12 protein-coding genes are annotated in these 12,497 nt (G+C 49.7%); 8 read left to right on the top strand and 4 right to left on the bottom strand.

Translation table 11 applies throughout. The features are described from left to right. Positions 1-2 precede the first annotated feature (2 nt). The 3 genes from EP166_RS11935 to EP166_RS11925 are packed head-to-tail and all read right to left on the bottom strand — an operon-like array spanning position 3 to position 2,685. Positions 3-785, bottom strand: a complete 783-nt coding sequence (locus EP166_RS11935; protein WP_127557221.1) for an ABC transporter substrate-binding protein — start codon at positions 783-785, stop codon at positions 3-5. A 24-nt stretch (positions 786-809) separates the two neighbouring features. Beyond that, positions 810-1,670: a PfkB family carbohydrate kinase gene (locus EP166_RS11930; protein WP_127557219.1), complete on the bottom strand. Its 861-nt coding sequence runs from the start codon at positions 1,668-1,670 to the stop codon at positions 810-812. Position 1,671: 1 nt separating this feature from the next. Beyond that, positions 1,672-2,685 (bottom strand): SIS domain-containing protein, encoded by a 1,014-nt coding sequence (locus tag EP166_RS11925; protein WP_127557217.1) that lies wholly within the window; start codon positions 2,683-2,685, stop codon positions 1,672-1,674. 270 nt (positions 2,686-2,955) lie between these two features. Here EP166_RS11925 and EP166_RS11920 point away from each other — a divergent pair, with 270 nt between their 5' ends. From EP166_RS11920 to EP166_RS11895, 6 genes are all read left to right on the top strand, one after another. Then, entirely contained in the window at positions 2,956-3,714 is a 759-nt protein-coding gene (locus EP166_RS11920) for a GntR family transcriptional regulator (RefSeq protein WP_127557215.1), read from the top strand. A 487-nt stretch (positions 3,715-4,201) separates the two neighbouring features. Further along, positions 4,202-5,185, top strand: a complete 984-nt coding sequence (locus EP166_RS11915; RefSeq protein WP_127557213.1) for an SIS domain-containing protein — start codon at positions 4,202-4,204, stop codon at positions 5,183-5,185. Between the two features lie 69 nt (positions 5,186-5,254). Then, on the top strand, positions 5,255-6,526 hold the full coding sequence (locus EP166_RS11910) for an ABC transporter substrate-binding protein (RefSeq protein ID WP_127557211.1): 1,272 nt from the start codon (positions 5,255-5,257) through the stop codon (positions 6,524-6,526). 63 nt (positions 6,527-6,589) lie between these two features. Continuing rightward, positions 6,590-7,471, top strand: coding sequence for a carbohydrate ABC transporter permease (locus EP166_RS11905; protein WP_127557209.1), 882 nt, complete (start codon positions 6,590-6,592; stop codon positions 7,469-7,471). Further along, on the top strand, positions 7,471-8,382 hold the full coding sequence (locus EP166_RS11900) for a carbohydrate ABC transporter permease (RefSeq protein ID WP_127557207.1): 912 nt from the start codon (positions 7,471-7,473) through the stop codon (positions 8,380-8,382). The genes EP166_RS11905 and EP166_RS11900 overlap by 1 nt, the downstream gene beginning before the upstream one ends. A gap of 11 nt (positions 8,383-8,393) precedes the next feature. Beyond that, complete coding sequence (locus tag EP166_RS11895; RefSeq protein WP_246026281.1) at positions 8,394-9,245, top strand: PfkB family carbohydrate kinase; 852 nt, start codon at positions 8,394-8,396, stop codon at positions 9,243-9,245. 35 nt (positions 9,246-9,280) lie between these two features. On the opposite strand, the gene EP166_RS11890 is transcribed toward EP166_RS11895, so the two are convergent. Further along, positions 9,281-10,000, bottom strand: a complete 720-nt coding sequence (locus EP166_RS11890; RefSeq protein WP_127557205.1) for a GntR family transcriptional regulator — start codon at positions 9,998-10,000, stop codon at positions 9,281-9,283. Positions 10,001-11,816: 1,816 nt separating this feature from the next. On the opposite strand from EP166_RS11890, the gene umuD reads away from it, so the two are divergent. Then, on the top strand, positions 11,817-12,254 hold the full coding sequence (gene umuD, locus EP166_RS11885) for a translesion error-prone DNA polymerase V autoproteolytic subunit (RefSeq protein ID WP_127557203.1): 438 nt from the start codon (positions 11,817-11,819) through the stop codon (positions 12,252-12,254). Then, positions 12,251-12,496, top strand: coding sequence for a Y-family DNA polymerase (locus EP166_RS11880; protein ID WP_127557201.1), 246 nt, complete (start codon positions 12,251-12,253; stop codon positions 12,494-12,496). The genes umuD and EP166_RS11880 overlap by 4 nt, the downstream gene beginning before the upstream one ends. Position 12,497: the final 1 nt, after the last annotated feature.

The raw sequence follows: 12,497 nt of genomic DNA, 5'->3' as shown, positions 1-12,497 counted from the left end.
TGTTAGTCGAAGCTATAAACGTCGAAATCAAAATATTTCGATGCCAATTCATCATAGGTTCCGTCTTCACGAATTGCGGAAATCGCAGTGTTGATGCGTTCTCTTAGTTCGGTGTTTTCCTTGCGTAAGCCAATACCGGTACCTGGCCCAAAGATCTCCTCGTCATAAACACGATCCCCTACGAACTCAAATCCGGCTCCCTGGGGTTTGTCAAGAAAGGCCTGCTGCAGCACAACGCCATCATCCAATACGGCGTCTAGCCGACCGAAAACCAGGTCGGTGTATGCCTGTTCTGAGTCTTCATAAGAAGTAATCCGCACGCCTTCAGGCTGCCAATACTCCTTGGCGTAGGTTTCAAATACTGACCCCTGGATCACCCCTACCTCATTCCCGGCCAGATCCTCAGGGTTGTCCGTCAATGAAGAGCCTTTTTCAGCAACCAGAAATCCGGGGGTGTTGTATAGCATGCTGCTGAATGCGATTTCCTGCTTGCGTTGCTCGGTAATTGAAAGAGCAGACAAAATGGCATCGAATTTCTGTACTTTTAAGGCTGGAATCATGCCGTCGAAGCTGTTTTCTACCCAGACGCACTCCACGTCAAGCTCGTCGCAGATGGCCTCTCCCAAATCGATGTCGAAGCCACCCAGGCTGCCATCAGGATTCTTATATTCAAAAGGGGGGTAGTTTGCGTCTACTCCAAACCGCAGTGTTTCCCCAATAGCATATGAAGACAGTAGTAGTGAACCTGCGAGAGTCATCATTTTGATTGTTTTGTTTGCAAGCATTGTCATTCTCCTCGGTTGAAATTTTCAGATGGATTTTTCGCCTCTGAATTCTTTGGTGAGTCTTTCATGAAATTCTGGCGATATTGAAAAGCGGTGCCCGAAACCCCCTTCTTCGCGACAAACCTGAGCTGCGTATACGGCCCCTTCGGACAAGCACTGGTCGAGTGTCTTACCGGCCAAGCTTGCCGTTAGATAAGCGGCGATGAAACCATCGCCTGCAGCCATTGTGTCTACAACTGTGGTTTCTACTGCAGGCTGTTTGGCGCTAATTTCGGTCGTAAAGGCCATTGAGCCTTGCCCGGCTCGTGTCATTACAACCTGGTGGGCGCCCAGATCAAGGCATCTCTGTGCAAGCAGCTGACACTCGAGTTCTGATTGATCGCTTGCCGAGATGAATAGGATGTCGACATAAGGGCAAACGGCACGTAATTGCCTGTCAGTCCAGTCATCTGAAATGTCATAACTCAGCTTCTTGCAAGCTCCGTGTAGCTCTGGAAGGCGCTGGTCTAGCCCGCTATAAGTACTGGTATGGACAGCGTCGAACTGCGATATATATGTTTGAATAGCGGGAGAAAGCTCCAATCGCTTGCAAACACCGGCGTCGCTGCCCAAGAAGCGCCTGTCACCATGATTGTTTTCGACACAAGCCCATGCATTATTTCCTTTCACGGTCTGGCATCGCGATACATCAACGGATTCTCGAGCTAGGCTGGCAAGTAGACGCTCCCCGTGGATGTCATCACCAACGGCACCTAAATAGGCTGAACGGGCTCCCAGTCGACTGCAGAAAACAGAGACATTGACGGCATTGCCACCTGGAAAGCCCAGAGCTTCATCAAGGTAAACATCGATAGTGTTATCGCCCAGGCCTAATACGCTAACCATCTCAGTACTCCAGTTTCCACATGTAACGACGTGTTGTTAGTGGTTGTTCGTTGAGTTCTGCCAGATGCACCGCGATGCGTTCCGCCGCGAAGCCCACAATGTAAGGGGCGAGTATGGCTCTGACTGAAGAGGAAATGCCTTTCATTGGAAATGTTCTGGCGTCATATACTTCTGCTCGGCCGACAAAGCGCTTGCAAAAACGCTCCACCCGTTCCATCTGAGGTCGGCTAGGGTCTTCTCCCAAATACAATATGGCGGCGGTGGCGTCATCGAATGACTCGAATGGACCATGGAAAAACTCAGCCGCTTCCAGCGGGATGCTATGCAGCCATTGGCTCTCGGCTAGAATGCAAACACCAAGAACATACGCTGCTGTAAACATGGGCCCTGACGCCAGGTGATAGATGACTTTGTCATTCTTGATGGCATGCGCAATGTTTCGGGCACGCTCATCCTGTTCAATGGCGGCATCCGCCAAGGCTTCTGGTAGATGTTCAAGAGAGCTAAGAAGTTCTGATTCATGAGGCCATTTTTCGCGCTCGGCTAACAAGCCTCCGATCAGGGCCTGGAGCACCATGAAGCAGCCAAAATAGGCTTCTTCGGTAGGCCCCAGTAAGAATGTGTCGGAGACAGCTCTAGCCAGTGGCAAATCTTCAGTTTGGGTTACTGCGACGGTGAGGCAGGGCTTGCCTAGAAGGTATTCGGCTAATTCAACGGTTTCGCTAGTGGTACCGGACTTGGATGCCATGACTACCAGTGTTCTTTCATCCAAACGCGGAGGGGCCATCTGCATGAACTCGGCTGGAAAGTAACGACGGACTTCCAGGCTGTTGCTGAGATGTTCCACCCAGTACTGCAGCCCGAGCATTATCCGGTTGGGTGCACCACAACTGATGAAGTAGATGCGGTCTACCTGATGTGCCAGGTGACGACCGTGCTTTGCTGCTGGTACCAGTTGCGTAATGGATTCTGCCAAGGATCCGGTGAATTGCTCTCGGTGGAAGTACGTTGACATGCTGCCCTCTTAAACTATGAGTCACTGTTATTGATGCGAACGAAGTTATACCAAAAAAAACCACGCATCAAATAAAAATAGACCATAGACAGTGAAATTGTTATGATGGTCTAGTTATTTGCGGGTAAGCTTTTTAGAAACGTGAGCATTGAAAGCCAGATAAATAGTGAATATATTGGAAAATAGGCGACTTTAGATGGAATAGTGAATGTTGTGCGCTTTTCCATGGCGCTATTGAATTTAGACCATTTCTTCGGTTAGGAACCAGCCATGTCATCGTCAACTATTAGTCACCGTCCTCATAAGAAGGCATATGAAGCGCTACTTGATCTTTTAGAGCAGCCAGATTTTGATCAGGGCTCCCAGCTACCTGCCGAACGGTCACTAGCGGAGAATTTGGGTGTTAGCAGGATGACACTTCGCAAAGCGATAGACGTGCTGATAGAAGAAGGTCGGCTGGAGAGGCGGCCTTATGCAGGCACCTTTGTAACCGGACCGACCATTGAGCGCCCTCTGACCCAGCCTATTACTCACGGGATCAGCAAAATCACTGAGTTGAATGGTGCCCAACCAGGTAGCAAGTTGCTTTATTTCGAGCAATCTGTTGCGAGCAAACAAACTGCTGCAATGCTACATATCGATCAAGGCAGTCCTTTACTGGTAATTCGCCGGTTGAGAACGGCTAATGGCCTGGCTTTTTGCTTGGAAACCAGCCACATACCCGCTAGTCGGGTCCCTGGTTTGGTGGCAGGTGACTTGGTAGAAGGGGGGTCACTCTACCAGTTGATGGCGAACCGCTATGATATTCATGTCGATGCAGACGATGGATCAATCCGCATGATGGCAGTGACGGATGATGAGGCTGACTTGCTGGGGATTGGGCATGGTACGTTTGGGTTGGTTTATCGTGGGGTGATATATGATAGCCACGGCGAGCCCATTGAATACCTCGTATCAATCAACCATCCACAGCGGGTAAGTTTCAAAGTTAGCAATGGCCGGCTCTCACACGAGGTCGCAGTGCGATAATGGCATGGTTGAGTCCAAGTCCGACAAATGTCTCGCTAAGTTATTGATTTTGGGTCGCAGACACTGAATTCAGAAAAGCGTATTAGAAAGTGTTGAACCTCTACAGGCCACGATTGGTGGTCACCGACAGCGTATATGTCATTTATGTCATTTTTTGGAGGGAAATCTCCAGCCCCCCTCATTGGTTTGCCAAAGGGTGCTTCTTACGGTAGTGACGGCCTCTTCACAGTGAAGGCTCCATACTCGCTTCATCAAACCCATGAAATTGGAGTTTCTTTTTTAAAACAGTGAGTTATGTAACTTTTTCCGATTTTTTTAGTTGTATGACAGCCCTCGAATACAGTAAGACTCGCTTACTGGTTACAGAATAAAACCATCAAGACGTATTGACACGTCATATTTTGTTGCTTAGTCTGCACCTAGCTTCGAAGCAAAAAAATTTTGATAATTAATATGACGTTATAATACGTCCTTTCTTGGAGTCACCATGAAGACATCTGACATTGACCAGCAAATCGAGAGTGCTATTAGCGCCGTCATGAAGGTAAATGGGTTGAAGGACATCTATTTTGTGGCTTGTGGCGGGTCCCTGGCCCTTATGATGCCCAATAAATACCTGATTGATCGGGAATCCAAGACTCTGTCTTCGGAAGTATACAACTCTGCGGAATTCGTACAGCGTGCCCCGGCCCGGCTTGGCTCGGACAGCCTGGTGGTTGTCTCCTCCATGGGTGGAACCACCCCGGAGACCGTTGAAGCTGCGGAATTTGCGCGTAAGCATGGCGCTCTTACCGTAGGTCTGACCACCGATCCCTCTTCACCCATGGGCCAGGCGGTCGACTATTGCATCGAGTATGAACTGTCACCCAGCCAGGCCAACGACAAAGCGGCCGCCTGTGTCTTCCTGAAGTTGCTGTTTCGGCTTCTGGCCGAGAAGGAAGGCAATGAAAAATACCAGCAAGTGGCGACGGGGGTCAGCAAGATTACTTCAGTCGTTGATTCCGTGGTGGCGTCCCACGCCGACAGGATTCGGGATTTTGGCCAGCAATACAAGCGTGAATCCGTCATTTATACCATGGCCAGCGGCTCGAACTACGGTCCGGCTTACTCCTTCGCGATTTGCATCCTGATGGAAATGCAGTGGATTCACTCTAACGCTATCCATGCAGGTGAATACTTCCATGGGCCGTTTGAAATTACAGACTTCGATACACCCATTATTACCCTGCTGGGCCTGGATGCCACCCGGCCGCAAGAGGAGCGGGCGTTGGCGTTCAGCAGGAAGTTCAGTGATCGGAACATCGTTTTAGACGCCAAGGAGTTCGATCTTTCCAGCCTACCCGAAGTTTCCCACGAGTACGTAACCCAAATCATTTTCGGGTATCTGTTGCGGGCCTATGCCAATCGTCTGGCTGAGGACAAGGGCCACCCGCTCACCGTTCGTCGATACATGTGGAAGATGGACTACTAAGAATCTCGGACTGCCGGGCACAGCCCGGCATGAGATACTAAAAATACAAATCAATGAGAGGATAGCAGGATGTCTAACAAAAAAACGTCAATTAATATTATTCTAGCTGCCACAACTTTAGTCACGGGTATCGCCAGTGCCGAAGACATCGAGCTGGACCTGTTCCATAGATGGCCTAACGAGCCAATCCGGTCGTTTATCGCTGACCGGGTTGCTGAATTTGAACGTCAGAATCCCGGCATTACAGTCAACATTGACCAAGTGTTGAATGACTCCTACAAAGACAAGCTTCGGGTCATATTGGGCAGCTCCAATGCGCCCGATGTGTTTTTCTCATGGAGTGGTGAATTTGGAAATAATCTGGTAAGAAACGGAACTGTGCGGAGCCTGGAAGGGTTTCTGGAGGAAGATCAACAATGGTTGGAGGACAACATCCTCCTGTCCCAGGTCGATCCATTTGAATACGAAGGCGAGGTGTATGGACTGCCTTGGCAGATGAACGGAAAGGCGCTGTTCTATAATTTGGATGCCTTTAACGATGTAGGGCTGGATCTTCCGGATACTTATCAGGACATTCTGGCTTCCTGTGATACCTTCCGGGAAAACGGCTACATCCCGGTTGTATTCAGTTCTAAGGAACATTGGGCGATCAGCCACTGGGTTGGCACGTTCAACGAGCGACTGGTTAGCCCATCTGTGATCGAAACGGATTACCAGCGCGAGTCGGGCCGTTTCACAGACCCGGGCTATGTCCGGGCGCTTGAAGAATTGGAGCACATGGTCACCCAGTGTGCCAACGACTTCCCCAACGCGACGGATCACTCTACCGAACGCAGTATGTTTATCGCCGGGCGGGCAGCGATGAACTTCCTGGAATACGGTGAGATACGCTATCTCGAAGAGGACGCGGACTTTGCATGGGATTCGACAAATTTCCCGCCGTTTGAAGACGGAAAAGGCAACCAGAACACCATGCAGGGTGCACCTGAAGGCTACATGATTGCCGAGAAGTCTGAGCATCCGGAAGCGGCATATAAGCTCGTCAAGTTCCTGACTTCCGGTGAAACCGCGCGCCAGTCTACCGCCGTTACCGGTTTCATCAGTCCTGCAGTTGGAGCCGTAACGCCAGAGACCGCGAGTGAAAATCAGGTCGCAGCCGCGGAACAGATCGCGGAAGCGGACGGCATGCATCTGTGGCTAGACAACGCTCTGGACATTCGCATCGTCAACACCTATATGAATGGTGTCCAGTTGATGCTTGATGGCCAAATGACTCCGTCTGAAGTCATGGCCGATGTTCAGGAGGCAGCCGCCGAAGTTCGGGAAGTTGCTTCAAGATAATGCAGTAGAACCTGACTGGCCTTCTTTGGCCAGCCAGGTACATTGAAGCCGGAGAAGCACATCATGAATATTGCCAGAAAATATGGTTCTCTTATCTACGTGGTTCCTGCTGCATTGATCACCACGGTCTTTGTATATTACCCACTGTTGCTCAACTTTATTTACAGTTTCTATGAGTTTTCGGCAATATCGCCGGGGAAGGTGTTTGTTGGCTGGTCCAACTTCAAGGAATTGTTGCATGATGAGGCGGCGCTAATCTCGCTGCTCAATAATGTAAAATACATTCTAATATCAGTTTTCTTTCAGGTGATTCTGAGTTTCATCATCGCTGCAATCCTTGAGGACCGGTTTTTCAGGAAGGTATCGCCCTTTCTCCGGGTTCTCTACTTTGTCCCTGTCCTTCTGTCTGTCACGATCGTTGCCTTTATCTTCCAGTTCTTTTATGACCCGGTAAACGGCCTGATCAACCAGTCACTGGCTGCCGTCGGCCTGGACAGTTGGCGTCAGCCATGGTTGGGCAGTTCGGACACTGCCATATACGCAGTGATAGCGATATCGCAGTGGCAGAGCATGGGTTATACGGCGCTGCTGTTTATCGTATCCCTGCAAACGATCCCCAAGGACCTGTATGAAGCATCGTCCCTGGAGGGCGCCTCCAAAGTTCAACAGTTTTTTCATATAACGGTGCCCCAATCGAAGGAAATAATTCTGGTTGTATTGATTGTCACCGTTGCCCAGTCATTCACGGTGTTCGGCGAACCTTATATCCTGACCGGCGGTGGTCCCGGCTATTCCAGTTCCGTATTGGCTACCTATCTTTATGAGAATGCGTTCAATCAGGACCGCATGGGCTACGCCTCCAGTATCGCCGTTGTCGTATTCTTCCTGACAATGGCCGTTCTCGCGGTTCAGCTTAAAATATCCAAGACGGGAGAGCGGTCATAATGAATTTCCAGCTCGATACCATAAAATCGGACAAGAACGTGCCACGCCCTGACTCGCATGTCGACGACGGTCGTTTCAGTCTGAACGGCTTGCTGTCAAGGGCGGGCTATACGGCTACTTCGTTTTTCCTGGTGTTATATGCAATCGTGGTCATATACCCGTTGTTCTGGACGATTATTAACTCACTTAAATCGACTCAGGAAATCTATACCTCTAGCTGGTCATTGCCTACCACATGGGAGTTCGGCAACTACGTCGAAGCCTGGAATGGTGGGGTATCCAGCTACTTTCTGAACAGCTTTATTGTATCCACCAGTTCGGTCCTGATAACGATCTATGTCTCTGCTCTATGTGCCTACGGGCTGCTGAAGTACCGGGGCAAGGGCGCGAATGCATTACTACTATTCCTGATCGGCGGACTCCTGGTATCTCCCGAAGTTAGTGTGGTACCACTCTACGAGTTGATGCAGGTCACTCGTTTTCACGATACCTACCTGGCGTTGATCGTGCCCTACGTGGCCTATCGACTGCCCATCACTATCCTGCTGATTCGCGCCTACTTTTTGACCATTCCAAAGGATCTGGACGAAGCGGCCTATATTGATGGTTACAACTCAATGCAGATTTTCCACAAGATCTATCTGCCGCTGAGCAAAACTATTCTGATTACCGCCGGGGTACTGACCGCTTACTATACTTGGAACGAGTTCCTATTCGCGATCATCTTTATCGACTCCGATAGCCTGAAAACCATTCCTTCTGGATTGATGGCCTTTAGAGACGCGCTGCAAACGAATTGGGGCGTACTGTTGGCTGGTTTGGTTATTTCGGCAACACCATTGATAGTTGCGTTTATGTTTTTACAAAGAAGCTTTATCAGGGGCATGGTTTCCGGGTCTGTTAAAGGTTGATTGATTGTTGAATGATTAAAATTGGTACTAATATGAACCTTAATTACTCTCTTGTGGCCATTGGTGACAATGTGGTCGATAACTATATGGATCGTGGTGAGTTTTATCCCGGTGGCAACGCTGTCAATGTTGCGGTGCTAACCCGGCGCTATGGCTTATCGAAGACTGCCTATATCGGGATTTTCGGAAATGATTCAGCCGGTGATCACGTCAAGGCGTCGCTCACCGAAGAAGGTGTAAATATCGATTATGTCAGAACGGCGATTGGTGAAAACGGCAAGGCGTATGTTACATTGAATGACGATGGAGACCGGGTGTTCGGAGAGTCCAACAAGGGTGGCGTGCAGTCCCGGTTAAAATTGAATTTTCACCCCAGCGATCTGGAATTCATTGCCGGCTTTGACCTGGTTCATACCAGCATATACAGCTATATCAACGACGACCTTCCTTTGTTAGTTCAATATGCGGATGTATCATACGATTTCTCCGTCAACCGAAAAGAAGAGATACTGAACGCGGTTTGCCCCTATGTTAAGTACGCGTTTTTCTCTTGTTCTGATTTAAACCATCATGAAGCAGTGGCGTTCGGTGAGCATGTGCACTCGATGGGCCCTCGCCATGTGCTGATAACACGGGGGGAGCAAGGCGCGATATACGTGGGCGATCTCGGGATCCATAGCCAGGACATCACTCCCGTTCGCGCTGTCGACACCCTGGGTGCCGGTGACTCCTATATTTCGGGGTTCCTGGTGTCAATGGCAGCAGGGGAGAGCCTGTCGGATTGCATGCAGGCGGGTGCCGCCGCTGCTGCCGAGACGTGTATGCGGTTTGGCGCCTATGGTTATGCAAATCAAATAGGTTGACCGGTAAATCGGATTCAGAGCCTGGTAGTCAGGGGCTACATGCTTAACTTCAGGGAGACCCGGCTGGCGGGTGTGAGCAGTATGGATCGATGCAGCGGCTTGTCTTCATCAAGGACGATCTTTTCCATCTTGAACAAAGGCTCGGTCATTTCGCACTCAAGTAGGCCACATTGTTCTTCACTGGGTGTCGTAATGGTAATTGTCCTGTCAGCATGCAGGGGTATAAAGCCGTAGCGTTCCCGGATAACTTTGTAGAGCGAATCATCTTCTTTTAACCAATCGAACAGCCCCGGAAACAGAGCCGCCGAGAAATAGGATGTGTCGAGATTGAATGGGTCGTCATCGAGATAGTGTAGCCGTGTCAGCTTCAATACCTGGACTCCCGGCTCAAGTTGCAGGAGTTTCTTGGTGGGCGCATCCGGTGTAACAATTTTCTCCTCAATAATGTGATGGCTAACCTTTATGCCCTTCTTGCTGAAGGCCTCGGTAAAACCATTTAGGTTAACCAGCTCCTGTTCAAAACGTTTGTGCCGGACAAAGGTTCCCTTGCCATGCACTTTCTCCAGGTAGCCGTCAGCCACCAACTCGTTGATGGCTCGCCTGACCGTGATTCGGCTGACATCGTATTCTAGACACAACTTGGCTTCCGAAGGCAAAGCGGCGCCATAAGAGTATATACCGTCGTATATGCTGGCTCTTATATGGCGAGCGATCTTCTCGTACGCTGGTACGGACCCAGAATTAGAAATCTTCAATTGAATATAGCTCCCTTCATGAAATGATGTATGAGATTATATGACGTCATTATATACAGACACATTGCCCCGGGAAAGCGAGGGCCTAGCCTACAAAGATAATGACAATCTAAGGAAGGGAAACTCCCAGTACATGAGCATTGTGTAGAGTTCGACAAGCCTAGCCTAACATCGTTCCAATGTCGTGCGTAGACTATTTTGCTAGTGAAAGAAACCTAAGGTGTACTTTGCGCATACCACTTTCTTCGGTTTGAGAGAGCCAGCAAAAAAGCTGGTTTATGTACCCTTAAAGGGTTTTGAGGGATTTGACTCCAAATCGGACAAATGGCTCGCTAATCACTGAATTACGTTAAGTGCACTAAAGGCATTTAACTTCTATAGACTATGATTGATGGTCACTCATAGGGCAATCGCCCCAGAAATTGAGGGAGCGCAATAGTAGAATCTCGCATTCCCCATAGGGGAAATAGATTCATCAAAAAGTCCCGTTTTACCGACACCCTGGCGCGCTAAGTCGGCGGTTAGGACGCCTATATGGTCAAATGCATAAAAGAGCTTGAAGGTGAGAATTGAGGACTGTAGGAGGTGTACGGCGAAGTACGACTCAAATCCGAATCGTGCAAGGAGCTCTTGGGTGAAAGTGGCAATGCCAACTCGCTCACCAGCAGGTGTTATTATTCAGGTTAGACCTTCAGACACGATACCGACCTGCTTTACCTCCTCCGGGTAGGCCACGCGCTTGTGCAGGCGGACCGCCTGGCTTTTGTTGCCTTTGAAAGTGCTTGCTCGCCCCAATTCTCAATCACCTCGAAGGTTTGTCCTATGCTAAGACTGACCATGGGATATGTCGATGGTATACCTTCTTTTTGTTGCTAAGTTATAGCAGGGTAACCGCAAGTCATTCATCGGTTTAGGGTCGCCAGAATGACAAGTTTCGGCCACGTAGTTCCGGCAGCTAGGCAAGGACCTTCAGGCACTGATCGATAAGCTCGGAATGTCGATTATCGAGCTTGCCGTTCAGCCAGCCCCGGTGTATCTCGTCCTCACGGGCTCGGACGACTCCTTACCAGACAGACGGGATGCCCCAGATCGTTACTTGAGCCTGTCAAACCTGCAACTCCCAGTAAGATGTGCAGGGTGTAATTGATTAACTTGAGAAAACTAAACTTCCCGACCAACAGGTTTTATTGGGGAGTCTAAGCCTTCCAGCTCTTCAATAGAGGGTAGTCCACCCTCGGGGACTTGAGCCATTAGCTCCGCGAGGCTGGGTGATCTATTCGAACTAAGATGCAAGTTAACTCCTTCTACTGTCAGGTTCAGTTCTTCACCGACAGCCCACTGAGTCTTTAGGAGCAGGTCAGCAGGCAGTGTAATAACTCGCAAGTCTCCAGTTTTTTGTATTTTGGTTGTCCATTGCGACATGGTCAGCTCTCTATAGTGTCTATTCTATATAAGTTAGCACTCACTTCTTACCTGTACAGCAGTTATTGCCACCAGACCAGATTGACCAGCTTGCCATAAAAGGGAGCCTGCGATGTGGGGTCCGTAGCAGTCTGACTAATACTAAACAGTGTTAGATTTATTTTCGGGCAGTTTTTGGTAATAGCGTATATCTAGGCCACATGCTGTAGCCCGGTACTGATGGATGTGGAGCTTGTAGTTGATTGATGAGGTGTTCTGTGTGTTCTCGGTCGCATGATTCAGGCGTACTGGGAATTGTTGCAAAGGCTCGGACCTCGAACAGCGGTTCATGAAAATCAACTTGGCATAGCTCGGTAATTCACTACAATACTGTTTATTTATCCAGTAGTAGATTATGAAAGCCACTATACAGTCATTGGCACCGCTCTTGGTAGCAGACTCCGTGCCGTACTTCACAGACCCGGTCCAGGCGGGCTTTCCGAGCCCGGCCCGGGACCACCTGGACAGTCAGCTCGATTTCAATGAGCTGCTTATCAGGCGGCCTGCCTCGACCTACGTTCTCCGCGCCGAAGGGCATTCCATGGTCGAGGCTGGTATTGCCCCCGGGGACTACCTGGTGGTCGATCGCGCCATTGAAGCAGCCCATGGGCACATTGTCGTCGCTGCGGTGGATGGCGACTTCCTGGTCAAAAGTCTCCAGACACACCCCAGTCTCAAGCTTATCGCAATGAGTGACGACTATCCGGACATAGAGCTCGAACCGGGGCAAGAATTGGAGGTGTTCGGTGTGGTGAGCTATGTCGTAAAGCCCATGTTGAGCAAGGCGCAATGACCAAGCCCGTTTTCGCGTTGATAGATGTGAACTCCATGTACGCCAGCTGTGAGCAGCTCTTCAACCCGAAACTGCGAAACCAGCCCGTGGTTGTGCTGTCCAATAACGATGGTTGCATCATCGCTCGCTCAGCGGAGGCCAAGGCGCTTGGGATCAAAATGGGAGCACCTTACTTCAAAACGAGGCACACCCTGAAGGAACTGGGGGTAATAGTGTTCAGCTCCAATTACCCCCTCTATTAAG

It is taken from the genome of Saccharospirillum alexandrii (assembly GCF_004000275.1).
GTDB lineage: Bacteria > Pseudomonadota > Gammaproteobacteria > Pseudomonadales > Natronospirillaceae > Saccharospirillum > Saccharospirillum alexandrii.
This window is presented reverse-complemented; position numbering and strand designations above follow the sequence as displayed.